We start from the raw sequence: 25,244 nt of genomic DNA, 5'->3' as shown, positions 1-25,244 counted from the left end.
AGTGCGCTACACTGCGCCGCTTGTGCAGATCGAAGAGTTTGAAGGACAACCATGACGTTCAAGGCCCCGGACAGCCTCGCCGAGCAAATCGCCCATCATCTCGCCGAACGCATCATTCGCGGCGAAATGAAGCCGGGAGAGCGTATCCAGGAGCAGAAGGTCACGCTGGCGCTCAATGTCAGCCGCGGCTCGGTCCGCGAGGCCCTGCTGATCCTGGAGCGACGCCATCTGATTGCGATCCTGCCGCGCCGTGGTGCTCACGTCACCGAACTTACCGAACATAATGTGCGCAGCCTCTGTACGCTGATGAGCGAGCTGTACATCCTGCTGGGCAACGCCGTAGCCCACGGTTGGCGGGACTCGGTCGACATGGCGCCGTTCCTGCAGATCCAGCAGCGCCTCAAGGATGCCTTCGGGCGCCAGGACATCCGCTCGTTCGTCGACGAGAGCTTCAGTGTGATGCGTGCGGCCTATCCGTTTGCCAACAACCCGTACTTGCAGGAAACCGTCGAGAACCTGCAACCGGCCATGAGCCGCGCCTATTTCCTGGCCCTGGAGCAGCGCAAGGCCGAGATGAGCGAGTTCCTCGACCTGTTTCAGCGCCTGCTCGTCGCGGTGCTGGCCCGTGATCTGCCGCAGATCCGCGTTGTGCTGACGGCTTACTGTCAGCGCAGTTGCGATCTGGTGGTTGCCGCCCTGACGAAGGCCTGAACGTGCGCCTCAAGTGCATCAAGCTGGCGGGGTTCAAGTCCTTCGTCGACCCGACCACGGTGAACTTCCCCAGCAACATGGCGGCGGTGGTGGGGCCCAACGGTTGCGGCAAGTCGAACATCATCGACGCCGTGCGCTGGGTGATGGGCGAGAGTTCGGCCAAGAACCTGCGCGGCGAATCGATGACCGACGTCATCTTCAACGGCTCCACCAGCCGTAAACCGGTCAGCCAGGCGAGCATCGAGCTGGTGTTCGATAACTCCGACGGCACCTTGATCGGCGAGTACGCGGCCTATGCGGAAATCTCCATCCGTCGCAAGGTGACCCGCGACAGCCAGAACAGCTACTTCCTCAACGGCGCCAAGTGCCGGCGTCGCGACATCACCGACATCTTCCTGGGCACCGGTCTGGGCCCGCGCAGCTACTCGATCATCGAACAGGGCATGATCTCCAAGCTGATCGAGGCCAAGCCCGAAGACCTGCGCAACTTCATCGAAGAGGCCGCCGGTATCTCCAAGTACAAGGAGCGCCGGCGCGAGACGGAGAACCGGATCCGTCGTACCCACGAAAACCTGGCGCGCCTGACCGACCTGCGCGAAGAGCTCGACCGTCAGCTCGAACGCCTGCACCGCCAGTCCGAGGCCGCGCGCAAATACCAGGAATACAAGGGCGAGGAGCGCCAGCTCAAGGCCCAGCTCTCGGCCCTGCGCTGGCAGGCGCTGAACGAGCAGGTCGGCCAGCGCGAAGCGATCATCGGCAACCAGGAGGTCAGCTTCGAAGCGCTGGTGGCCGAACAGCGCAATGCCGATGCCGCCATCGAGCGGCTGCGTGACGGGCACCACGAACTGTCCGAACGCTTCAACCTGGTGCAAGGGCGCTTCTATTCGGTCGGCGGCGATATCGCCAGGGTCGAGCAGAGCATCCAGCACGGCCAGCAACGGCTGCGCCAGTTACAGGACGACTTGAAAGAAGCCGAGCGTGCGCGCCTGGAGACCGAGTCTCACCTGGGGCATGACCGCACTTTGCTGCTGACCCTTGGCGAAGAACTGGACCGGCTCACGCCAGAGCAGGAAATTACCAACGCCGCTGCCGAAGAGGCCGCCGCAGCCCTGGAAGAAGCCGAGCTGACCATGCACGGCTGGCAGGAGCAGTGGGACCGGTTCAACCTGACTTCCGCCGAACCACGGCGTCAGGCCGAGGTCCAGCAGTCGCGCATCCAGCAGTTGGAAACCAGCATGGAGCGCCTGGCCGAGCGCCAGCGTCGCCTGGCCGAAGAGCGCGCCTTGCTCGCCGCAGACCCGGAAGACGCGGCAATCCTGGACCTGAGCGAACAACTGGCCGCCAGCGAAGCCACCCTCGAAGACTTGCAGGCCAGCGAAGACGCCCAGGTCGAGCGGCTCGAACAACTGCGCCAGGCCTTGCAACTGGCCCTTCAGAATCAACAGCAGGCCCAGGGCGAGCTGCAACGGCTCAACGGTCGTCTGGCCTCGTTGGAGGCCTTGCAGCAAGCCGCGCTGGACCCGGGCACCGGCACCGCCGAATGGCTGCGCGACCAGCATCTGGCCGAGCGCCCGCGACTGGCCGAAGGACTGAAGGTCGACGCCGGTTGGGAACTGGCGGTGGAAACCGTGCTGGGCGCCGATCTGCAAGCGGTGCTGGTGGACGATTTCGCCGGTTTCGACCTCTCGGGTTTCACCCAGGGCGACCTGCGCCTGCTCAGCCCGGCCGGTGACGGTGTGCGGATGCCGGGCAGCCTGCTGGACAAAGTCGAGGCCAAGGTCGATCTGTCGCCTTGGCTCGGGCAGGTCAGGCCGGTGGAAAACCTCGAACAGGCCCTGGCACTGCGCGGGCAACTGGTGGCGGGCGAGAGCCTGATCAGTCGCGACGGCTATTGGGTCGGCCGGCATTTCCTGCGGGTGCGCCGGGCCAGCGAAGCCGAGAGCGGGATGCTCGCCCGGGGTCAGGAAATCCAGCGGTTGGGCGCCGAGCGCGACGAGCGTGAAGCCAGCGTTGAAGCCCTGGAAACCGAATTGCAGAATCTGCGGGCGCAGCAGCGTCAACAGGAAAACGGCCGTGAACACCTGCGTCGGCTGTTGCAGGACGAAGCGCGCCAGCAGGGCGAGCTCAAGGCGCAGCTATCGGCCGGCAAGGCCAAGGCCGAACAATTGGCCTTGCGTCGCACCCGTCTGGAAGAAGAGATCGCCGAGCTGGGCGAGCAACGGGCGCTGGAACACGAACAGGTCGGCGAGGCGCGCCTGCAACTGCAGGAGGCGCTCGACGCCATGGCGCTGGACACCGAGCAACGTGAGCTGTTGCTGGCCCAGCGCGATAGCTTGCGCGAACGCCTCGACCGGGTGCGCCAGGAAGCGCGTCAGCACAAGGACCATGCCCATCAGTTGGCGGTGCGCCTGGGCTCGCTCAAGGCGCAATACGACTCCACGCGCCAGGCCCTCGAGCGTTTGGAAATGCAGTCCGAACGCCTCACCGAAAAACGCGAACAGTTGAGCCTGAACCTGGAAGAGGGGGAGGCCCCCCTGGAAGAGCTGCGTCTCAAGCTGGAGGAACTGCTCGACAAGCGGATGAGTGTCGACGAAGAACTCAAGACGGCACAGATCGCCCTGGAGGACGCCGACCGCGAACTGCGCGATGCCGAGAAGCGCCGTAGCCAGGCCGAGCAGCAGTCCCAGCTGATTCGTGGCCAGATGGAACAGCAACGCCTGGAATGGCAGGCCCTGACCGTGCGCCGCAAAGCCTTGCAGGATCAACTGCTGGAGGACGGCTACGACCTTAACGGCGTGCTCGCCACCCTGGTGGCCGGGGCCAATGAGAAAGACGCCGAGGAAGAACTGGAACGCATTGCGGCGCGGATCCAGCGCCTGGGCGCGATCAACCTGGCGGCCATCGACGAATACGAGCAGCAGTCCGAGCGTAAGCGTTATCTGGACGCCCAGGACGCTGACCTGGTGGAAGCGCTGGAAACCCTGGAAAACGTCATTCGCAAGATCGACAAGGAAACCCGCAACCGCTTCAAGGATACCTTTGATCAGATCAATGGCGGTTTGCAGGCGCTTTTCCCAAAAGTTTTCGGTGGCGGCAGCGCTTACTTGGAACTGACGGGCGAAGATCTACTCGATACAGGGGTGACGATCATGGCGCGTCCTCCCGGAAAGAAGAACAGCACCATTCATTTGCTCTCCGGTGGTGAAAAGGCGCTGACCGCGTTGGCCCTCGTATTTGCCATCTTCAAGTTGAATCCGGCGCCGTTCTGCATGCTCGACGAAGTCGATGCGCCGCTGGACGACGCGAACGTGGGCCGTTATGCGCGCCTGGTAAAAGAAATGTCTGAAACGGTGCAGTTCATCTACATCACCCATAACAAGATCGCCATGGAAATGGCTGATCAGTTGATGGGCGTGACGATGCACGAGCCGGGCTGTTCGCGGCTGGTGGCGGTGGATGTCGAGGAGGCCATGGCGATGGTGGATGCCTGAAGCGGGATCTCTCGAGCAACTTCTTGACGAGTTGTCGGGACTTTTATCCCCGCCGAAGGCCGTTCAAATCACAGATTGGCACAAGCCTATGCGACAGACGGTGTAAAGTTATCTTTGGTCGTGCTAGTTTAATGTCAAATTTTCGTGTGCGTGGGCAAAACGCCATTCAGAACATAGAGTTGGCGCCACGTTTTAAAGCGGTTTGCAAATAGCTAAGCCCCTTATTTTTCAGCATTTTTATAGAGGCACGGGATTACATGGAAATCGGTCTGCGCGAGTGGCTGATCGTCATCGGCATCATTGTCATTGCCGGTATTCTTTTCGATGGCTGGCGCCGCATGCGCGGTGGCAAGGGGAAACTCAAATTCCGCCTTGATCGCAGCCTGTCGAACCTGCCGGACGACGATGACAATGCCGAGCTGCTGGGCCCGCCCCGGGTGCTGGACACCCACAAGGAGCCGCAGCTGGACGAGCATGACCTGCCGTCGGTAAGCGCGCCGGTGCGCGAGCCCCGTGAGTCGGGTTCCAAGCGCGGCAAGCGCAACAACGAACCGTCCCAGGGTGACCTGAACCTCAACCTGGACCTGGATGGCGGCCCGAGCTTCAGCAGCCGCGACGACTTCCCGGACGAGAGCAAGGCGTCGAGCAGCGACAAGGAGCAGGCCCAGGCCGAAGAAGTCCTGGTGATCAGCGTGATCTGCCGCGATCCGGCCGGCTTCAAGGGCCCGGCGTTGCTGCAGAACATCCTGGAAAGCGGCCTGCGTTTCGGCGAGATGGACATTTTCCATCGTCACGAAAGCATGGCTGGCAACGGTGAGGTGCTGTTCTCCATGGCCAACGCCGTCAAGCCAGGGGTGTTCGACCTGGACGACATCGATCATTTCAGCACGCCTGCGGTGAGTTTCTTCCTTGGTCTGCCAGGCCCGCGTCATCCCAAGCAGGCCTTTGACGTGATGGTGGCGGCGGCTCGCAAGTTGTCCCAGGAACTCAATGGCGAATTGAAGGATGACCAGCGCAGCGTGCTGACGGCCCAGACCATCGAGCACTACCGCCAGCGTATTGTTGAATTCGAACGCCGGGCATTGACCCAGAAGCGCTGATCAGAGCGCCTCTGGTAGCCGCTTGTGGCAAACCGCTTTTGTGGCGAGGGGATTTATCCCCGCTGGGCTGCCAAGCAGCCCTCAAAATGTTGTGTTGCCACAGAGTTTGCGAGTGCTGCGCACTCGAGCGGGGATAAATCCCCTCGCCACAGGTTCTCTGCCGAGCGTTACTTGACTGATTGAAATGAGCAGCCTCGGCTGCTCTTTTTGCTTTATGAGAGAACACCCATGAATGCCGTCGAAACCCGCATCCTAGAGCTGCGCACCGAACTGGATCAGCACAACTATCGCTATCACGTCCTCGATGAGCCAACCATTCCGGACGCCGAGTACGACCGCCTGTTCCACGAGCTCAAGGCCCTGGAAGCGCAGCACCCGGAGCTGGTGACCAGCGACTCACCGACCCAGCGGGTCGGCAGCGTAGCGTTGTCGGCGTTCAGCCAGGTCCGTCACGAGATCCCGATGCTCAGCCTGGGCAACGTCTTCGACGAATCCACCTTGCGCGAATTCGACCGTCGGGTGACCGAAGGCCTCGATTTGCCAACGGGCGATCTGCTGGGCGGCGGTGCGGCGGTGGAATACAGCTGCGAGCCGAAACTCGATGGCCTGGCGGTCAGCCTGTTGTACCAGGACGGCCTGTTGGTACGCGGTGCCACGCGCGGCGACGGCACCACCGGCGAAGACATCAGCGTCAACGTGCGCACCGTGCGCAACATCCCTCTCAAGCTGCAAGGCAGCGGCTGGCCACCCGTGCTGGAAGTGCGCGGTGAGGTGTATATGTCCAAGGCCGGTTTCGAACGCCTCAATGCCACGCAGCTGGAGGCAGGCGGCAAGACCTTCGCCAACCCGCGCAACGCGGCGGCCGGCAGCCTGCGGCAACTGGATTCAAAGATCACCGCCAACCGTCCGCTGGAGTTCTGCTGCTACGGCATCGGCCAGGTGACGGCGGATATCGCCGATACCCACATCGGCAATCTCAAGCAGCTCAAGGCCTGGGGCATGCCCATCAGTCGCGAACTGAAGCTGGCCCACGGCGTCGACGAATGCCTGGATTACTACCGGGACATCGGTGAGCGACGCAACGCGCTGCCCTATGAAATCGACGGTGTGGTGTTCAAGGTCAACAGCATTGCTTCCCAACGTGAGCTCGGCTTCCGCGCTCGCGAGCCGCGCTGGGCCATCGCCCATAAATTCCCGGCCAGCGAGGAACTCACCGAGTTGCTCGACGTCGAGTTCCAGGTCGGCCGCACCGGAGCGGTGACGCCGGTTGCGCGGCTCAAGCCGGTCAAGGTGGCCGGCGTGACCGTGGCCAACGCCACCCTGCACAACATGGATGAAGTGGCGCGCCTGGGACTGATGATCGGCGACACGGTGATTATCCGCCGCGCCGGGGACGTGATTCCGCAAGTGGTACAAGTCGTCACCGAGCGCCGCCCGGAAAATGCCCGCCCGGTGGAAGTGCCCCAACAGTGTCCGGTGTGTGGCTCCCACGTGGAGCGCACGCAACTCATCAAACGCAGCAAGGGCCGCGAGACCATCAGCGAAGGCGCGGTGTATCGCTGTGTCGGGCGCCTGGCCTGCGGGGCGCAGCTCAAGCAGGCGATCATTCATTTCGTCTCGCGCCGGGCCATGGACATCGAAGGGCTCGGGGAAAAGAGCATCGAGCAATTGGTGGACGAGGGTCTGGTGGGATCGCCTGCCGATCTGTATGCCCTGACTTTCGAGCAGGTGGTCGACCTGGAAGGCTTCGCCGAATTGTCGAGCCGCAAGTTGCTGGCGGCCATCGTCGACAGCAAGAAACCCAGCCTGGCGCGCTTCATCTACGCCCTCGGCATCCCGGACGTCGGCGAGGAAACCGCCAAGGTCCTGGCGCGCTCCCTGGGCTCGCTGGAGCGCGTGCAAGCGGCGCTGCCCCAAGTGCTCACGTACCTGCCGGACGTGGGCCTGGAAGTGGCGCACGAGATCCACAGCTTCTTCGAAGACCCGCACAACCGCCAGGTGATCGCGGATCTGCTGCGTCATGGCCTCGATATCCAGGACCAGGGTGAACTGGGCGCCGAATTCGCCGCCAGCACCACCCTGGGCGGTTTTCTCGACAAGTTGCACATCCCGTCGGTCGGACCGGGCGGCGCGCAGAAACTGGCGGACAAGTTCGGCTCTCTCGAGGCAGTGATGAGCGCGGACTGGCTGGACATGCGCCAGGCGCTGCCGGAAAAGCAGGCCAATGCCGTACGGGAATTCTTTGCCAGCACCGACAACCGCCAGCAGGCCGAGGCCGCGGAACAGCAGTTGCGTGACTTCGGCATGCACTGGCAAAGCGAGAAGAAAGTGGTCGAAGGCTTGCCCGAGGCGGGCCACACCTGGGTATTGACCGGTTCGCTGGAGCTGATGAGCCGCGACGTCGCCAAGGACAAGCTGGAGAGTCTGGGGGCCAAGGTCGCCGGTTCCGTGTCGGCGAAAACCCATTGCGTCGTGGCCGGCCCGGGCGCGGGCTCGAAGCTGACCAAGGCCAATGAACTGGGGCTCAAGGTGCTGGACGAAGAGGCGTTCGTGGCATTCCTTGGCAAGCATGGCATCACGGTCTAGCCCTAGTCGGGCGCGGTCCCTGTGGCGAGGGGATTCATCCCCGTTGGGCTGCGCAGCAGCCCCAAAGCCCTGCGACTCGGTGTATCAGGCTGATTGAGTCGCCTGTGTTGGGGCTGCCTCGCAGCCCAACGGGGATGAATCCCCTCGCCACAGAGGGAGCACTTGGCTGAACGTCTCTGTCAGAAGACGATCTAGTGTTGCAGGCTCCAGGGAGAGATCGCCATGTACCGCTTCTTCGAACAACTGAGCTCACGCATCGCCGCGCCGTTCCTGGGCGACCGTTCGCGCAACAGCAAGATCTGGCCGTGTCGCTGCGGCCAGTCGCTGTTTTTCCGCAACAGCCAGTGCCTGGCCTGCCTGGCGGCGCTGGGCTACCAGCCGGAGCAGAGTCGTCTCTCGTCCCTGCAACCCGGTGACCAGCCCGACACTTGGACCCTGGATGCCGACCCACAGGCTGGCCTGTTCCGCCGCTGCGCCAACCTCGATACCGCGGCAGCGTGCAACTGGCTGCTGCCAGCCGGGGGGCGCGACACCTTGTGCATCGCCTGCAGGCTGAACCGCACCATCCCCGACCTGTCGATCCCGGAGAACCCTGAACGCTGGCGCAAGGTCGAGACGGCCAAGCGCAGGCTGGTGGCGCAACTGATCACCCTCGGTCTGCCGGTCGCGCCGAAAAGCGTCGACGAATCCACGGGCCTGGCCTTCGACTTCATCGGCGCCGACCCTGACGGCACGCCACCGACCACCGGCCATGCCAGCGGCTTGATCACGCTCGACATCAAGGAAGCGGACGACGCCCACCGTGAGGCCGTGCGCCAGCAGATGCACGAACCGTATCGCACCTTGCTCGGGCACTTTCGTCACGAAGTGGGGCATTACTACTGGGATCTTCTAATTGCCAACAGCCACTGGCTCGAAGCATTCCGCGGATTGTTCGGCGATGAGCGGACCAGTTATGCCGACGCGCTGGAACGGCACTATCAGCAAGGGGCGCCGCTGGATTGGCAAACCCGTTACGTCAGTGCCTACGCCACCATGCACCCCTGGGAGGACTGGGCCGAAACCTGGGCCCACTACCTGCACATGATGGACGCCGTGGACACGGCGCTGGGCTTTGGCATGAGCGCGCAGGACATGGACTTCGACTATCAACCGTTCCCACCCGAAACCCTGTTCGATCCCGAGCACACCGGAGGTACGGCGTTCCTGTCGTTCGTCAACGCCTGGATCGAACTGGCCGGCATGCTCAACGAACTGTCCCGCAGCATGGGTCAGCCGGATTTTTATCCGTTCGTCGTGCCAGCGGCTGTCATCACCAAACTGCATTTCATCCATCTGGTGATCCAGGAGGAGGGCGGCCGGGCGGATGAGGTGCTGCTGTAACGATGGGTTTGCCGGGATGGCTGCGCACTCAGCCAATCCTCGATCTACTGTGGGAGCGAGCCTGCTCGCGATGGCGGCAGCTCATTCAGCCCTGATGCAAGCCGACCCACCGCTTTCGCGAGCAGGCTCGCTCCCACAGGGTTCCTCGGGATGGCAGCAAACGCATATCCACCCTCATGGCAAGTGCTTGAACGTCTTCGCTTTTTTAATCCGGCGCGAACGGTTGTAACTTCCCGTCAGATAGGTACAATGGCGCGGCTCGCCGTCAGGCGGGCGTCGTTATGGTGACCCCATCGGTCCCCCCGCAACGATTACCCGTGAACCTGGTCAGATCCGGAAGGAAGCAGCCACAGCGGGAACATTGTGTGCCGGGGTGTGGCTGGTGGGGTTGCCTCCATAACGCTCCCAGGCCTTCATCCGCAAGGTTTGCCAGATTTCCCCTTATCTCTCTTGTTCTGGCCGAATTCGGTCGATGCCTTCTGCTGTCCGGGCGATTACCGTTGATCGGCACTGTCATTTCTGACAGTAGAATTTCACGTTGTGCCTTTCTAGGGTTCGTTTAACCGGCCAGAGGGCAACGTGATGAACAACGACATGGTGTTGACGCAAAGCAGAGGGACAATTGCCGTGAAGGTCGCGGCGGCGCTGGGATGGTTTGCATTGCTTCTCCAGCTTTACTTGATCCTGGCCTCGCGTTGGCAGGCCGAGAAGAGCCTGTTGGGTGGCGTGGAGATTTTTTTCAGCTACTTCACGGTACTGACCAATATCCTGGTGGCGATCGTGCTGACTTGTGCGGCGACGACAGGTGACTCGGCGCTACGACGTTTCTTCCTCCGGCCCTCGACCCAGACGGGGGTGGCAGCTGCCATCGTGCTGGTCGGGCTGGCGTACAACCTGCTGCTACGCCAGACCTGGAACCCTCAAGGCTGGCAATGGGTGGCTGATGAACTACTGCACGATGTGATGCCGGTGCTGTACATGATCTATTGGTGGTTCTGTGTGCCGAAGGGAACCTTGCATTGGAGCGACATATGGATGTGGCTGATCTATCCACTGGCCTATTTCATTTACGCCCTGATACGCGGTGAGGCTATCGGCTCCTATCCCTATCCGTTCATCGAAGTGGACAGGTTGGGCTACTCACAGGTGCTGGTCAACGCGGTGCTAGTGCTGGTGGCGTTCGTGGTGATTTCACTGGTGCTGGTTGCGGTGGATCGGGCGAAGGGGGGTGGGCGCTGATTGACAGGTCATTTTTCTGGATGCCCATAAACTCAGTCTTCGCCACCGACTCCCTGTGGGAGCGAGCCTGCTCGCGATGGCGGTGGGTCGGCTTGCATTGATGTGCCTGATATTCCGCTATCGCGAGCAAGCTCGGCTCCCACAGGTTGTGTGGCAAGTCCTGATAGCTGGGACGAATACGCCTGACTCAGGGCTTGGACAGCGCCTGGTCCACCGCCGCGATCAGCTTGCCCAGGTCCTTCGGAGTGGCCTTGTGTATGACACCGAACAGATACGCGCGCTGCTCGTCTTCATCATTCATGTCGGCGAAAAAGGCTTTCAGCTGCACGTCCAGTACGTTGGCGAGCAGGAACAGGGCTTCGATGCTGGGCATGTAGGTGCCGGTTTCGAAGCGGCTGATGGTTTTGGGGTCAAAACCGGTTTTTTCGCCAAGTTCAGCCTGAGTCAGCCCCGCTACTTTGCGGTAGCGTCTGATGGCTGCACCCAAACTTGAAATTTGCATCGCTCAATTCCCATTTAGAATCAAGAACTTAACGATAGATTTTCGCATTAGGCAACCGCGTGATCCATCACCTTGCTTTGCAAAATGTGATGCGTTTCGTAGAATCAGCGTTTGGGACGGGCATTTGGTGACCTGCTTCAGATGCCGGAGTGTGCAAAAAGAAATGGGTCGCGCGCCCATTATCGTGGCACGGGGCAGGTGTTCTGGACGTTCAGGTGGCACCGACAAAGCCGTGCCCCAGCTTATCTCAAGGTGTTTGAGCCTAGTTGATTTTCGCCTGTCCGAAGGCGGTGCAACCGCGCGCGACAAATGAGCCTGACTCATGGATGACTGCTTCGATGGATAAGAAGTACCGCAGAGCCGTTGACGCCGCCGCGATGTTTTCCGAGACCGATGCGAGCGGGCGTATCACTTACGTCAACGACCAGTTCTGTAACCTCTTCGGCTACCGGCGCGAGGAACTGCTGGGGGCGAACCATCGCCTGCTCAATTCCGGTCATCACCCTGGCGAGTTCTTCAGTGCCATGTGGCACACCATCTCGTTGGGGCAGGTCTGGAAGGGGGATATCTGTAATCGCGCCAAGGACGGTACGTTGCATTGGGTCGATACCACCCTGGTACCGGTGATGGATGACGCGACGGGGCGGATCGAGCGCTACCTGGCGATTCGTTTCGATGTCAGTGACAAGCGCCGGCAGTTGCATTCCCTGCAGTGGCGAGTCGGGCACGATGTGCTGACCGGGCTGCCCAATCGCACCTATTTGTCTGACCTGCTGGACCAGGCCCTGGCGTTTTCCCAGTCGGAAAACTTTCCCCTGGCGGTCTGCATGCTCGACCTCGATGGCTTCAAGGCGGTCAATGACGGTCACGGCCATGCCAGTGGCGATCAACTGCTGGTCGAGGTCGCGAGGCGACTGCGCAGCATCGTGCGAAGTGAAGATGTGGTTGCTCGGCTGGCTGGGGACGAGTTCGTGCTGGTGTTGCGTCATGTGCCTGGGATGGATGAGTTGCATGGGGCTTTGAACCGGGTGCTGGTTGCTGTTTCCACGCCCTATGCCATTGACGGTAAAAGCATCAAGGTCTTCGCAAGTATCGGCGTCACACTGTTCCCCTGGGACAACGAAAACGCCGAGACGTTGCTGCGCCATGCTGACCAGGCGATGTACATGGCCAAGCAGAGCGGCCGCAATCGCTTCCATCTATTTGATGTATCCCGGGACAAGGAGGTGCGGGCCACTTACCAGACCGTCGAGCGGGTTCGGCAGGCATTGGCCGCCCATGAGCTGCGGCTGCATTTCCAGCCCAAGGTCAATATGCGAAGCGGCACTGTGGTGGGGCTTGAGGCGTTGCTGCGCTGGAAGCACCCGCAACGGGGCCTGGTGCCGCCCCGTGAATTCCTGCCGCTGGCGGAGGAGACCGACCTGATCGTCGAGATCGGCGAGTGGGTCATGGAACAGGTCATGACTCAGTTGCACCTGTGGCAGCAAGCGGGGCAAGGGTGGCCGGTGAGTATCAATATCTCCGCAAGGCATTTCCAGCGTGAGGACTTCGTCGAGCGGCTGCAACAGATGTTGGAGCGGCACCCTGACGTGGCGCCGCGGATGCTCGACCTGCAAATCGTCGAATCCGTCGCGGTGGAAAATCTCCAGCATGTCAGCGCCTGCCTCCAGGCTTGCCAGGCCCTGGGGGTGGGGTTCTCCCTGGGTGGGTTCGGGACGGGCTACTGCTCCCTCAATGATCTCAAGCATTTGCGCACCCAGACCATCAAGATCGACAAGACCTTTATCCGTGACATTCTTGTGAACCGGGATGACCTGGCCTTGACCAAGGCCGTGATCGGCCTGGCACAGGCGTTCGATCGGCAGGTCGTCGCCGAAGGGCTGGACAGCCTTGAGCATGGCCAACTGTTACTGCGCCTGGGCTGTGAAGTCGCCCAGGGCTATTTCATCGCCCGCCCCATGCCACCTGAGCAGATACCGGGCTGGGTGACGAGGTTTGTTCCGCCGCCGCAATGGCAGCAACGTCCGGGCATTCAGGGGGCGCTGGTTTCAGCTTCGGATTCCGCACTGCGGCCGGTATAAAGCTGGATGATCGCGTCGATCTCTCCGGAAGCTTTCATGTTCTGCAAGGTGCGCAGGATACGTTGTGCCGGGATTTTCGGATCATTGCGCAGGTAGCAGCCCAACTGCTGTTCCTGCAAAACGGCCACCTCATGCAGTTGGTAGTCAGCGGTGTGCCGTTGGTTGAACCAGTCCAGCGCCCATTGGTTGCTCACGCCGTAGCGATAGCGCCCGGCAAGCAATTTTGTCAGCACTTGTTCCTGGCTCCGTGCGTCGTCGCGCCTTACATGACCGCTGTCGAACAGCGGCTGCAAGGTTGGATAGGTATAGCCGAGCACGGTACCGATCGGCTGCTGCCCCAGCGTCGCCGGCACCACTTGTCTGGGGGCACTGGCTGTGCCGACGAGCAGGTCACGCTGGAAGAACAGCGGGACACTCCATAGGAAATCTCCCCCTTTGTCCTTTACCCAGTCGGGGCTGACATAACAGCGCACGTCGACTTCGTCGTGTTGCATGGCGCCGTCGAGCCGGGCCCGGGACAAGACGTGGAACTCGGCTGGCATGCCCACCTGAGTCGCCAGGCTGGTCATGATGTCAGGGAGTATGCCCTGGGTCGGGCGACCCCGTTCGATCTGCACCATGGGCATGGCCCAGCCGTCGGTCACGGCAAAACGCAAGGGTAGTTCGGCGGCGGAACATTCTGTCCCTAGTAACAGCAAAGCCCCCATGGCCAAGCGCATAAGCTCTCCTGACGGTCTAAAAACGTGTCGACAACCGAGTCCCTGATCCCAAGCTTAGCCAGATTAGAACGGCGCACCGGATGCAATTTCGCCCCTGCTCCGCTAGCATTAGCCGCTTCTGTTCCTTCGTTGCGATGGTTTTCGATGAGTTATCAGGTTCTTGCACGTAAATGGCGTCCGCGCTCGTTCCGCGAAATGGTCGGCCAGACCCATGTGCTCAAGGCTCTGATCAATGCCTTGGACAGTCAGCGGCTGCACCACGCCTACCTGTTCACCGGCACCCGCGGCGTGGGCAAGACTACCATTGCACGGATCATCGCCAAGTGCCTGAATTGTGAAACCGGTATCACTTCGACGCCTTGTGGCAAGTGTTCGGTCTGCCGGGAAATCGACGAAGGACGTTTCGTCGACCTGATCGAGATCGACGCCGCCAGCCGAACCAAGGTCGAGGACACCCGCGAGCTGCTCGACAACGTGCAGTACGCCCCGAGCCGTGGGCGCTTCAAGGTCTACCTGATCGACGAAGTGCACATGCTTTCCAGCCATTCCTTCAATGCGCTGCTCAAGACGCTTGAAGAGCCGCCGCCCTACGTCAAGTTCATCCTGGCGACCACCGATCCGCAGAAGCTTCCTGCAACGATTTTGTCGCGCTGCCTGCAGTTCTCCCTGAAGAACATGACACCGGAACGGGTCGTCGAGCACCTGACCCACGTACTGGGTGTCGAGAATGTGCCGTTCGAAGACGATGCGCTGTGGCTGTTGGGGCGCGCCGCCGATGGTTCGATGCGTGACGCCATGAGTCTGACCGACCAGGCCATTGCCTTCGGTGAAGGCAAGGTCATGGCTGCCGATGTGCGGGCCATGCTCGGTACGCTCGATCACGGCCAGGTCTATGACGTGTTGCATGCCCTGATCGACGGCGACGCGAAGGCGTTGCTCGAAGCGGTGCGCCACCTGGCCGAACAGGGGCCGGACTGGAACGGCGTGCTGTCGGAAATCCTCAATGTATTGCACCGTGTCGCCATCGCCCAGGCCTTGCCTGACGGCGTCGACAATGGCCATGGCGACCGTGATCGCGTGCTGGCCCTGGCCCAGGCCTTGCCCGCCGAAGACGTGCAGTTCTATTACCAGATGGGCCTGATCGGCCGACGCGACCTGCCCCTGGCGCCGGATCCGCGCGGCGGCTTTGAAATGGTGTTGCTGCGAATGCTGGCGTTCCGGCCTGCCGACACGGCGGATGCGCCGAGGCAGGCGCTAAAGCCAGTGGGGATCAGCCAGGCCACAGCTGATTCCGCCAAGCCAGTGGCTGCCGCGCCCGTTGTTGCGCCGGCAGTAGCTTCTGCTCCGGCGGCGGTGGCGCCCGTCAAGGAACCGGTTCCGGCACCTGTCGTCGAGCCTGAGCCTGAGCCGATTCCCGAGCCTGTCGCCGAAACCGTCATCGATCTGCCCTGGAATGATCCGGTCGAACCGGAGATCGTCCAGCAGCCTGTCGTGGAGCCCGTACTGGAAACCGTCGCCGAGCAGCCCGAGCTGCCGCCGATGCCCCTGCCTACGCCCGATAGCGTGGTGCCCGAAGCGCCCGAGTGGGTCGCCGCTCCGATGCCCGAGCCGACAGCCGCCGATGTGGATATGGCCACGCCGGGCATGGACCTGGACGACGAGCCTCCGTTGGATGAGGATTACATCGAGCCGGACATGGACTCGGCCTACAGTTACCTGGACGACCTGGCCAGCGAGCACGCCGCCGAGCCGGCACCCGAGCCTGAGCCGGAACCCGCAGCGATGCCGGCCACCGGACTGGCCCTGCAATGGCTGGAGCTGTTCCCGAAATTGCCGATCACCGGCATGACCGGTAGCATCGCCGCTAACTGCACGCTGATCGCGGTAGAGGGTGATCACTGGCTGCTGCACCTGGACCCGGCCCACAGCGCCCTGTTCAACGCGACCCAGCAGCGGCGTCTCAACGATGCACTGAACCAGTATCACCAGCGCACCCTGACGCTGAGCATCGAACTGATCAAGCCTGAGCAGGAAACCCCGGCCCAGGCCGCGTCCCGACGCCGTGCCGACCGCCAGCGCGAGGCCGAGGAGTCGATCCACAGCGATCCGTTCATCCAGCAGATGATGCAACAGTTCGGCGCGGTGGTCCGTCACGATACTATCGAACCTGTCGAGGCCCCGGTCACCCAGGGCTCATAATTGAAGGCGCCGGGCCGAAAGGGCCGGGCGCGGTGTTTATCCAAGTACTTTCGAGGTGATTCCCATGATGAAAGGTGGCATGGCCGGCCTGATGAAGCAGGCGCAGCAGATGCAGGAAAAAATGGCCAAGATGCAGGAAGAACTGGCCAACGCCGAAGTCACCGGTAAGTCCGGCGGCGACATGGTGACCGTGGTCATGACCGGTCGCCACGATATCAAGCGCGTCAGCATTGACCCGAGCGTGGTCGAAGGCCTGAGCGAAGACGACAAGGAAATGCTCGAAGCCCTGTTCGCTGCGGCCGTCAACGACGCCGTGCGCAAGATCGAAGCCAACAGCCAGGACAAGATGTCTGGCATGACCGCCGGCATGCAACTGCCGCCGGGCATGAAACTGCCGTTCTGATTCGCCATCCCGGTCGGGATGGGCTACACCCAATGCCAGGCATCGCGCCTGGCATTTTTGTTTCTGGTACATGGCTGTGATGGCAGAACCTTGTGGGAGCAAAGCTTGCTCGCGATACAGGCGCCGGGACTTCCTGCAAGACCGCGTTAACTTCATCGCGGGCAAGCCTTGCTCCTACAGCGATAAACATCGAACGCCACCCCCCAGGCAATGGTCTGCTCCCTATACGTCCCATCAACGCTCAAGGAGACGCTTCCATGTCACAAGTATCGACCTCCAACCAACGCATCGTCCTCGCTTCCCGTCCCAAGGGCGCTCCCACCGCGGAGAATTTCCGTGTTGAACAGGTAACCCTGCCAGAGCTGGCGGACGGGCAGATTCTGCTCAAGACATTGTTCCTGTCCCTGGATCCCTACATGCGCGGACGCATGAGCGACGCGCCTTCCTACGCTGCGCCGGTGGAAATCGATGAGGTAATGACCGGTGGGGCTGTCAGCCGCGTGGTGCGTTCGAGGCACCCCAAATTCCACGAGGGCGATCTGGTAGTAGGCGTCACGGGATGGCAGAGCCATAGCATCAGCGATGGCCGCAACGTCATCCCTATCCCATCCGGGTTGCCCAGCCCGTCGATGGCCTTGGGGGTGTTGGGCATGCCGGGCATGACCGCCTACATGGGGCTGATGGACATCGGCCAACCCAAGGCTGGAGAAACCCTGGTGGTGGCGGCCGCTTCGGGCGCCGTGGGTTCCGTGGTCGGCCAGGTGGCGAAAATCAAGGGCCTGCGGGTCGTCGGGGTGGCTGGCGGCCGCGAGAAATGCCAATACGTGGTCGATGAGTTGGGATTCGACGCCTGCATCGACCACAAGAGCGAGCACTTTGCCGAAGAGCTGGCCCGGGCGTGCGACAAAGGCATCGACATTTATTACGAAAACGTTGGCGGCAAAGTCTTCGACGCGGTGGTACCACTGCTCAACGCCAAGGCCCGCATTCCGCTCTGTGGTCTGATTGCGTCCTACAACGATCAACAGGCCCCGAGCGGGTCGGATCGCTTGCCGCAATTGCAACGTACCTTGCTGACCAAGCGGGTACGCATGCAGGGGTTTATCGTGTTTGACGACTACGGCGACCGCCAGCCGGAATTCATCAGCGCCATGGCACCGTGGGTGCGAGATGGCCGGGTCAAGTTCCGCGAAGACGTGGTCGATGGTCTGGAGAATGCGCCACAGGCATTTATCGGGCTGCTCGAAGGACGCAACTTCGGCAAGCTGGTGGTGCGGGTGGCGCAGGATTGAGAATTTGACGCTGGTCAGAGGCGCGGGTATAAACCGCGTCTCGTTGTTATGTCGGACATTTCCTCGATGAGCTTCAGCCCTTTGATTCGCCAACTGATCGATGCCCTGCGAACCTTGCCGGGTGTGGGTCAGAAAACTGCCCAGCGCATGGCGTTGCAATTGCTTGAGCGTGATCGCAGCGGCGGTTCGCGCCTGGCCCAGGCCCTGAGCCAGGCCATGGAAGGCGTTGGGCATTGCCGTTTATGCCGGACCCTGACCGAAGACGACCTGTGCCCGCAATGTGCCGATTCCCGTCGCGACGACACGCTGCTGTGCGTCGTGGAAGGGCCCATGGACGTGTATGCGGTGGAGCAGACTGGTTTCCGTGGCCGGTATTTCGTGCTCAAGGGACATCTCTCGCCCCTCGACGGCCTGGGGCCTGAGGCGATCGGTATTCCAGAGTTGATGGCGCGGATCGAAGAGGCGGGGACTTTCACCGAGGTCATCCTCGCCACCAACCCGACGGTAGAAGGCGAAGCCACCGCCCATTACATCGCCCAGTTGCTGAGCAACAAAGGCCTGGTTGCCTCTCGCATCGCCCATGGCGTGCCGTTGGGAGGGGAGCTTGAATTGGTCGATGGCGGAACGCTGGCGCACTCGTTTGCCGGGCGCAAGCCGATCACGCTGTAACCACGATACAAATACCTGTGGGAGACCTGTGGGAGCGAGCCTGCTCGCGATAGCGGAGTATCAGTCAGTCAAGAGGCGACTGACACTCTGCAATCGCGAGCAGGCTCGCTCCCACATTGGTCGGGGGGTAGCTTTAATATTCTGCGGCCGAACACAAACCCTGTGGGAGCGAGCCTGCTCGCGATGGCGGTAAGTCAGTTAGCGATAAATGTGACTGATGTACCGCTTTCGCGAGCAAGCCCGCTCCCACAGATCCGATGATGGCCGGGCAGTTAACGTTCGCTCAGGGAGAACTGCGTCAGGCAGAACGTTGGGATCCCCATGTCTTCCAGCCGCTGGGAGCCCAGCAATTCCGGCAGGTCGATGATCGCCGCGGCCTCGTGGACCTTGGCGCCCATGCGGCGGATCAGGTTGGCGGCAGCGATCAACGTACCGCCGGTGGCAATCAGGTCATCGAACATCACCACCGAATCGCCTTCGCACAGGCTGTCGGCATGCACTTCCAGGAAGGCTTCGCCGTATTCGGTCTGGTAACCCTCGGCCAGCACATCGGCGGGCAGCTTGCCCTGCTTGCGGAACAGCACCAGTGGCTTGTTCAACTGATAGGCAAGGATCGAACCGATCAGGAAGCCCCGGGCATCCATCGCGCCAATGTGGGTGAACTCGGCCTCGACGTAGCGGTGGGCGAAGCTGTCCATCACCAGCCGCAGGGCCGTGGGAGACTGGAACAGCGGGGTAATGTCGCGGAAGATCACGCCGGGTTTGGGGAAGTCGATTACGGGGCGGATCAGGGATTTGATGTCGAAGGAGTCGAAGACCATCGTCGAAGTGTCCTGGCAAGGCTGCAAACGCGGCAGTATAGCGCGGCCAAGGGAATCCCTCAGCCGCGCTCGTTCATCAGCCTTCGATCGAGCCGCCGGCCAGGGCGCAGAGCTGGATCGGGTCGAGGATGTGGATTTCCTTGCCTTCGGCGGCGATCAACTCATTCTGCTGGAAACGGGTGAATACCCGGGATACGGTCTCCACGGCCAGGCCCAGGTAATTGCCTATTTCATTGCGCGACATGCTCAGTCGGAACTGGTTGGCTGAGAATCCACGGGCACGGAAACGGGCGGAGAGGTTGACCAGGAAGGTTGCGATACGCTCGTCGGCGGTTTTTTTCGAGAGCAGCAGCATCATCTGCTGATCGTCACGGATCTCCCGGCTCATCACTCGCATCAATTGACGGCGCAACTGTGGGAGTTGCAGCGCGAGTTCATCGAGACGGTCGAAGGGAATCTCGCACACCGAGGTGGTTTCCAGCGCCTGGGCCGAGACTGGATGGCTTTCAGTGTCCATGCCGGACAGTCCCACCAGCTCGCTGGGCAAGTGAAAACCGGTGAGCTGTTCTTCGCCGCTGTCGCTCAGGTTGAAAGTTTTCAACGCGCCGGAGCGCACGGCATAGACGGAATCGAAGGTGTCACCCTGGCGAAACAGGAATTCACCTTTTTTCAACGGTCGGCCTCGTTTGACGATTTCGTCCAGCGCGTTCATGTCCTCCAGATTCAGCGAAAGTGGCAGGCAGAGAGGGGCCAGGCTGCAATCCTTGCAATGGGCCTGGCTGTGGGCGCGCAGTTTGACTGGCTCGGACATTTCTTTAATCCTTGTGAGAAAACACACATAAGACGTAAGGGTAACCCAGCGCTGGGGCCCGGGCCAGTGTGGTTCCCTCGTCAAATTGTCGCGCTTAGATGACGCGGGAGAAGCGCTGTCGGTTTTGCTGCTCCAGATAGCCATCGAACACCATGCACACCGAGCGTACCAGCAGGCGCCCGGCAGGCAGTACTTTGATGTGGGTAGTGTTCAGCTCGATCAGCCCGTCTTCGGCCATGGCCTGCAACTGCGGCCACAACGCCGCGAAATAACCGTAGAAATCGATATTGAAGGTTTGCTCGATCTCGGCGAAGGCCAGGTCGAAATGGCAGATCAATTGCTGGATCACCGCCCGTCGGAGACGGTCGTCGGCGTTGCACACCAGCCCACGACGGGTCGCCAGTTGTCCCTCGGCGAGACTGTTCTGGTACTGGTTCAGATCGCTGCTGTTCTGGCAGTACAGGTCGCCGATCTGACTGATGGCTGACACGCCGAGGCCGATCAGGTCGCAATGGCCGTGGGTGGTATAGCCTTGGAAGTTGCGTTGCAGAGTGGCTTCTTCCTGAGCGATGGCCAGGTCGTCGTCGGGCAGGGCGAAGTGATCCATGCCGATGTAGCGGTAACCGGCGGCGGTCAGTTGTTCGATGGTGCCTTGCAGCATCGCCAGTTTCTGTTCCGGGTTCGGCAGGTCCTGGCTGTTGATGCGCCGCTGGGGCATAAAGCGTTCCGGCAGGTGAGCGTAGTTGAACACCGAAAGTCGATCCGGTTGCAGATCGATGACTTCTGCGACGGTGCGGGCGAAGTTGTCCGGGGTCTGTTTGGGCAGGCCGTAGATCAGGTCGAGGTTGATCGAGCGGAACTGCAAGGTCCGTGCGGCTTCGATTACCGCCCGGGTTTCCTCCAGGCTTTGCAGGCGGTTGACGGCGCGCTGCACGGCCGGATCGAGGTCTTGCACGCCGATGCTGACCCGGTTGAAGCCCAGTTCCCGCAACAGGCCCATGGTCGACCAGTCGGCTTCCCGGGGATCGATTTCGATGCCGTAGTCACCGGAGTCGTCATCCAGCAGGTTGAAATGCTTGCGTAGCTTGGCCATCAACTGGCGCAGCTCGTCGTGGCTGAGGAACGTCGGGGTGCCGCCCCCCAGGTGCAACTGTTCCACGCGCTGGGCCGGGTCCAGGTGGCAGCCGATCAGCTGGATTTCCTGTTCCAGGCGTTGCAGGTAGGCGTGGGCACGACCACGGTCCTTGGTGATGACTTTATTGCAGGCGCAGTAGTAGCAAATATTCGCGCAGAATGGCACGTGCACGTAGAGCGACAGCGGCCGCATAGCCTTGCGGCTGTCGCGCAGGGCGTGAAACAGGTCGAAGGTCCCCACCTGGCCGGCGAACTGCGCCGCAGTCGGGTACGAGGTGTAGCGAGGTCCCGCTACGTCGTAGCGGCGGATCAGGTCAGAATCCCAACGAATGGCGTCGAGCATGCGGGCGTTCCCCGGATAGGCTGGCATGGGCGCGAGTCTAGGGGGGCGGACGTTGGGGCGTGTTGACTTGCATCAACGGGGGAGTGCTGTTCAAGACGCTGTTGGTGCAAGGTGTGGAGTACAACTTGTGGGAGCCGAGCTTGCTCGCGATAGCGGTGGGTCAATCAATTTGATATCGATGGTGCCGCCCTCATCGCGAGCAAGCTCGGCTCCCACAGGTGGCAGTGGCAGGGAATCCCTGTCAGTGTCCCATGAGCCAGTGCTGGTGCGGCCCCGGTAAGGTCCAGAGGCCAAAAACAATCACCAGCAGGCCGCCGGCCATGCGCACGCTGCGTTTGCGCAACTGGGCGGTGACGCGTTCGGCGGCCAGGCCGGTGGCGAGCAGTACCGGCCAGGTGCCGAGGCCGAAAGCCAGCATCAGCAACGCGCTGTCCAGTGCGTTGCCCTGGCTGGCGGACCACAGCAGGGTGCTGTAGACCAGGCCGCAGGGCAACCAGCCCCACAGCGCGCCAAGCAGCAAGGCCCGGGGCAGGCTCGACACGGGCAGCAAGCGGTTGGCGACCGGTTGGATATGCCGCCACAAGCCTCGGCCGACGCCTTCAATGCGGGTGAGGCCGCTCCACCAGCCCGCCAGATACAGGCCCATGGCGATCAGCAGCAATCCGGCCAGTACCCGCATGATCATTGCCGCCGGACTGTTGGCGACGGCCCAGCCGGCCAGGCCGATCAACAGGCCGGCGGTGGCATAGCTCAGGATTCGCCCCAGGTTGTACGCCAGCAACAGCCGGAAGCGCCGGCTGCGTTGTTCCTTGGGGATTGCCAGGGTGAGGGCGCCCATCAGGCCGCCGCACATGCCCAGGCAGTGGCCGCCGCCCAGCAGGCCGAGGATCACCGCTGAAACCAGTAATGGCACCAGATCAAGCATGGGGCGGGGCCTTGTCGTCCGGTCGCTGGGTTTGGCCGTCGGCTTCATCCACGGCGGCCTTGTGATTGGGATCCTGATCATCGAACAGGATGCTATGGGCCGGACCATCGAGGTCATCGTACTGGCCACTGTCCACGGCCCAGAAGAAAATGTACACGGCGATGGCCACGATCAGCAGCGCGGCCGGGATCATCACGTAGAGAGCTGGCATCTCGGAACTCCAGGCCCGCGCGGCTCAGGCCGGCAACGGGCGGGTATCGGGCGTGGGGTCGTAAACCTGCAGCTTGGGCTGGAGAGTCAGCCTCAGCGCATTCAACACCACGGTCAACGAACTGATGGACATGCCGACCGCGGCCCACACCGGCGTAATCCAGCCGAGGGCGGCGAACGGCAACATGAGGCCATTGTACAGCGCCGCCCACACCAGGTTCTCAATGATCACCCGACGGGTGCGCCGGGCCAGGTTGAAAGCGTGGATCAGGGCATCGAGACGGTTGGACAGCAACACCGCGTCGGCACTGGTCTTGGCCAGGTCGGTGGCCGAGCCCATGGCAACGCTGATGTCCGCTGCCGCCAGCACCGGCACATCGTTGACTCCGTCGCCGAGCATCAGCACTTTGCGGCCTTGCCGATGCAACTGCTGCAGCACCGCCAGTTTGTCATCCGGACGCAGACCGCCCCGGGCCTCGTCGATGCCCAGTTCGGCGGCGACGCTGGATACCATCGGCGAACTGTCGCCCGACAGCAGGAGTGTGCGCCAGCCGCGCGCCTTGCAGGCCGCCAGCAAGGCCGGGGCGTCGGCGCGCAGACGGTCGTCGAGGACGAACCAGGCCAAGGGGCCGCCGGTATCGCCCAGCAGCAGCCATTGGCCGGGCTCGTCCGGCATCGACGGTGCTGTCGCGCGACTCAGCTCGCAGACAAAACCGGGTTGGCCGATGCGCAGGCGCTGCTCGCCCACTTGACCCTCCAGCCCCAGCCCGGGTGTGCTCTGTACCTGTTCGGCGGCCAGCGGCGCGCGGCCAAAAGCCCGTGCGATGGGGTGTTCGGAGCGGTTTTCCAGGGCGGCGGCCAGCGCCAGGCACTGGTCGCCGTCGAGGTCCGCCAATGGGCGAATGGCGCGCAAGGCCAGGCGACCTTCGGTGAGGGTACCGGTCTTGTCGAAAATCACCGTATCGATCTGGTTCAGGCCCTCCAGGACATGACCCCGGGTCAGTAGCAGACCGAGCTTGTGCAGGGTGCCGGTGGCGGCAGTGAGGGCGGTTGGGGTCGCGAGGGACAGCGCGCAAGGACAGGTGGCGACCAGCATCGACAGGACAATCCAGAACGCGCGGGACGCATCCAGCTGCCACCACAACAGGCCGATGGCGGCAGCGGCGATCAGGGAGAACAGCAGGAACCATTGGGCTGCCCGGTCAGCGACTTCCGCCAGTCGCGGCTTTTCGGCCTGGGCTCGCTCCAGCAGCCGCACGATGGCGGACAATCGGGTGTCTTGCCCCAATGCCTGCACCTCGACGGTCAAGGCGCCTTCGACGTTCAACGTGCCCGCGGTAACCGCATCGCCCGCCTGGCGGGGTTGCGGCAGGTATTCACCGGTCAGCAGGGACTCGTCGATGCTGGACTGACCGTCGAGGATCCTGCCATCAGCCGGCAGGACCGACCCCGGATGCACCAGGACCCGGTCGCCGGTCCGCAACTCGCTGAGCAGGATGCGTTCGCTCTGGCCGTCGCTTGCCAGGCGCAGGCACGAGGCCGGCAACAGATTGACCAGTTGTGCGGTGGCCGCAGCGGTGCGCTCCCTGGCCCGTCGCTCCAGGTAGCGGCCGGCCAGCAGAAACAGTGCGAACATGCCCACGGCATCGAAATAGAGCTCGCCCACACCGGTGACAGAGGTCCAGATCCCGGCGATATAGGCGCTGCCGATCGCCAGGGACACGGAAACGTCCATGGTCAGGTGACGGGTGCGCAGGTCGCGCATCGCGCCTTTGAAGAAGGGCGCGCAGCTGTAGAACACGATGGGGGTGGTGAGAAACAGCGCAACCCAGCGCAGGATGGTGTGCATCTCCGGGCTCAGGTCGATATTGAATTCCGGCCATGTCGCCATGGTCGCCATCATGGCCTGGAACCACAGCAGCCCGGCCACGCCCAGTTGGCGCAGGGCCAGGCGGTTTTGCGCGGCCAGTTGCTCGCTGGCCTGGTCGGCCTGGTACGGGTGGGCGACGTAGCCGATCTGGCGCAATTCGGCGAGCAGGGTGCTCAACGGCAGTTCAGCGTCGGCCCAACGCACCTGCAAGCGATGATTGGACAGGTTCAATCGCGCTTCGGCCACGCCCGGCAGGCCGCGCAATTGTTTTTCGATCAACCAGCCACAGGCGGCGCAACTGATGCCTTCCATCAACAGAGTGGTTTCGGCCAACTCGCCTTCGTGGCGCACGAACGATTGCTGCACGTCGGGGCGGTCGTACAACGCCAGTTCATCGGTCAACTGGACAGGCAAGGTTTCGGGGTTGGCCGATGCTTCACTGCGATGCTGGTAATAACTCTCCAGGCCGCCAGCGACAATCGCTTCGGCCACCGCCTGGCAACCCGGGCAGCACAGCTCGCGGGTTTCACCCAGGACAACGGCGGTGAAGCGACTGCCGGGAGGGACGGGCAGGGCGCAGTGGTAGCAGGGCAGGGGCGTAGTCATTGCGTTTTCACAGAACGTTGTCCAATGATCGTTCCCATGCTCTGCGTGGGAACGCATCCTGTGACGCTCCGCGTCACGCTTGCGAGGGGGACGCGGAGCGCCCCGGGCTGTGTTCCCACGCGGAGCGTGGGAACAATCAGAACGACAGA

Annotated in this window: 19 protein-coding genes and 1 other RNA gene; 12 read left to right on the top strand and 8 right to left on the bottom strand. The window is 62.2% G+C overall.

Annotated features, from left to right (window positions below):
• Nucleotides 1-51: 51 nt before the first annotated feature.
• From CGA22_RS02685 to CGA22_RS02655, 7 genes are all read left to right on the top strand, one after another.
• Complete coding sequence (locus tag CGA22_RS02685) at nucleotides 52-711, top strand: GntR family transcriptional regulator (RefSeq protein ID WP_041021652.1); 660 nt, start codon at nucleotides 52-54, stop codon at nucleotides 709-711.
• A 2-nt stretch (nucleotides 712-713) separates the two neighbouring features.
• A complete protein-coding gene (gene smc / locus CGA22_RS02680; RefSeq protein ID WP_041021653.1) occupies nucleotides 714-4,202 on the top strand; it encodes a chromosome segregation protein SMC in 3,489 nt (1,162 codons plus the stop codon).
• Between the two features lie 257 nt (nucleotides 4,203-4,459).
• Nucleotides 4,460-5,302, top strand: coding sequence for a cell division protein ZipA (zipA, locus tag CGA22_RS02675; protein ID WP_041021654.1), 843 nt, complete (start codon nucleotides 4,460-4,462; stop codon nucleotides 5,300-5,302).
• Between the two features lie 228 nt (nucleotides 5,303-5,530).
• Complete coding sequence (gene ligA / locus CGA22_RS02670) at nucleotides 5,531-7,888, top strand: NAD-dependent DNA ligase LigA (protein ID WP_041023831.1); 2,358 nt, start codon at nucleotides 5,531-5,533, stop codon at nucleotides 7,886-7,888.
• Between the two features lie 222 nt (nucleotides 7,889-8,110).
• The gene (locus tag CGA22_RS02665; protein ID WP_041023832.1) at nucleotides 8,111-9,271 is read left to right on the top strand and encodes a putative zinc-binding metallopeptidase; all 1,161 of its coding nucleotides are present in this window, start codon (nucleotides 8,111-8,113) and stop codon (nucleotides 9,269-9,271) included.
• Between the two features lie 291 nt (nucleotides 9,272-9,562).
• An RNA gene (gene ffs / locus CGA22_RS02660) (signal recognition particle sRNA small type) lies at nucleotides 9,563-9,659 on the top strand.
• Nucleotides 9,660-9,853: 194 nt separating this feature from the next.
• Nucleotides 9,854-10,510, top strand: coding sequence for a Pr6Pr family membrane protein (locus tag CGA22_RS02655; protein WP_052435172.1), 657 nt, complete (start codon nucleotides 9,854-9,856; stop codon nucleotides 10,508-10,510).
• Between the two features lie 187 nt (nucleotides 10,511-10,697).
• Here the strand turns inward: CGA22_RS02655 and CGA22_RS02650 are convergent, their stop codons facing one another.
• Entirely contained in the window at nucleotides 10,698-11,012 is a 315-nt protein-coding gene (locus tag CGA22_RS02650) for a helix-turn-helix domain-containing protein (protein ID WP_041023788.1), read from the bottom strand.
• Between the two features lie 338 nt (nucleotides 11,013-11,350).
• On the opposite strand from CGA22_RS02650, the gene CGA22_RS02645 reads away from it, so the two are divergent.
• Nucleotides 11,351-13,093: a putative bifunctional diguanylate cyclase/phosphodiesterase gene (locus CGA22_RS02645; protein ID WP_041023789.1), complete on the top strand. Its 1,743-nt coding sequence runs from the start codon at nucleotides 11,351-11,353 to the stop codon at nucleotides 13,091-13,093.
• Here the strand turns inward: CGA22_RS02645 and CGA22_RS02640 are convergent.
• On the bottom strand, nucleotides 13,045-13,812 hold the full coding sequence (locus tag CGA22_RS02640; RefSeq protein ID WP_041023790.1) for a substrate-binding periplasmic protein: 768 nt from the start codon (nucleotides 13,810-13,812) through the stop codon (nucleotides 13,045-13,047). The two genes, CGA22_RS02645 and CGA22_RS02640, sit on opposite strands and share 49 nt — an antisense overlap.
• Before the next feature lie 144 nt (nucleotides 13,813-13,956).
• Between CGA22_RS02640 and dnaX the strand changes: the two genes are divergently transcribed.
• The 4 genes from dnaX (at nucleotide 13,957) to recR (ending at nucleotide 18,375) form a co-directional block, all read left to right on the top strand.
• Nucleotides 13,957-16,011 (top strand): DNA polymerase III subunit gamma/tau, encoded by a 2,055-nt coding sequence (dnaX, locus tag CGA22_RS02635; protein WP_188258470.1) that lies wholly within the window; start codon nucleotides 13,957-13,959, stop codon nucleotides 16,009-16,011.
• Nucleotides 16,012-16,075: 64 nt separating this feature from the next.
• Complete coding sequence (locus tag CGA22_RS02630; protein WP_003183512.1) at nucleotides 16,076-16,414, top strand: YbaB/EbfC family nucleoid-associated protein; 339 nt, start codon at nucleotides 16,076-16,078, stop codon at nucleotides 16,412-16,414.
• A 257-nt stretch (nucleotides 16,415-16,671) separates the two neighbouring features.
• A complete protein-coding gene (locus CGA22_RS02625; RefSeq protein ID WP_041020480.1) occupies nucleotides 16,672-17,706 on the top strand; it encodes an NADP-dependent oxidoreductase in 1,035 nt (344 codons plus the stop codon).
• 66 nt (nucleotides 17,707-17,772) lie between these two features.
• Nucleotides 17,773-18,375, top strand: a complete 603-nt coding sequence (gene recR, locus CGA22_RS02620) for a recombination mediator RecR (RefSeq protein WP_041020490.1) — start codon at nucleotides 17,773-17,775, stop codon at nucleotides 18,373-18,375.
• 272 nt (nucleotides 18,376-18,647) lie between these two features.
• Here recR and CGA22_RS02615 read toward each other — a convergent pair whose 3' ends face one another.
• From CGA22_RS02615 to CGA22_RS02590, 6 genes are all read right to left on the bottom strand, one after another.
• Nucleotides 18,648-19,196, bottom strand: a complete 549-nt coding sequence (locus tag CGA22_RS02615; protein WP_041020481.1) for an adenine phosphoribosyltransferase — start codon at nucleotides 19,194-19,196, stop codon at nucleotides 18,648-18,650.
• A gap of 76 nt (nucleotides 19,197-19,272) precedes the next feature.
• A complete protein-coding gene (gene fnr / locus CGA22_RS02610; RefSeq protein WP_041020482.1) occupies nucleotides 19,273-20,007 on the bottom strand; it encodes a fumarate/nitrate reduction transcriptional regulator Fnr in 735 nt (244 codons plus the stop codon).
• 94 nt (nucleotides 20,008-20,101) lie between these two features.
• Nucleotides 20,102-21,484 (bottom strand): oxygen-independent coproporphyrinogen III oxidase, encoded by a 1,383-nt coding sequence (gene hemN, locus CGA22_RS02605; RefSeq protein WP_041020483.1) that lies wholly within the window; start codon nucleotides 21,482-21,484, stop codon nucleotides 20,102-20,104.
• Between the two features lie 241 nt (nucleotides 21,485-21,725).
• On the bottom strand, nucleotides 21,726-22,409 hold the full coding sequence (locus CGA22_RS02600; RefSeq protein ID WP_041020484.1) for a sulfite exporter TauE/SafE family protein: 684 nt from the start codon (nucleotides 22,407-22,409) through the stop codon (nucleotides 21,726-21,728).
• Nucleotides 22,402-22,620 carry a cbb3-type cytochrome oxidase assembly protein CcoS gene (ccoS, locus tag CGA22_RS02595; protein WP_041020485.1) on the bottom strand — a complete coding sequence of 73 codons (219 nt, stop codon included), beginning with the start codon at nucleotides 22,618-22,620 and terminating at the stop codon, nucleotides 22,402-22,404. Before ccoS ends, CGA22_RS02600 begins: the two co-directional genes overlap by 8 nt.
• A 24-nt stretch (nucleotides 22,621-22,644) precedes the next feature.
• Nucleotides 22,645-25,095 carry a heavy metal translocating P-type ATPase gene (locus CGA22_RS02590; RefSeq protein WP_041020486.1) on the bottom strand — a complete coding sequence of 817 codons (2,451 nt, stop codon included), beginning with the start codon at nucleotides 25,093-25,095 and terminating at the stop codon, nucleotides 22,645-22,647.
• Nucleotides 25,096-25,244: the final 149 nt, after the last annotated feature.

The sequence above is a fragment of the Pseudomonas sp. PSB18 genome, assembly GCF_014596565.1.
Classification (GTDB): domain Bacteria; phylum Pseudomonadota; class Gammaproteobacteria; order Pseudomonadales; family Pseudomonadaceae; genus Aquipseudomonas.
Note: the sequence above shows the minus strand (reverse complement) of the source record. Positions and strands in the feature narration are given on the sequence as shown.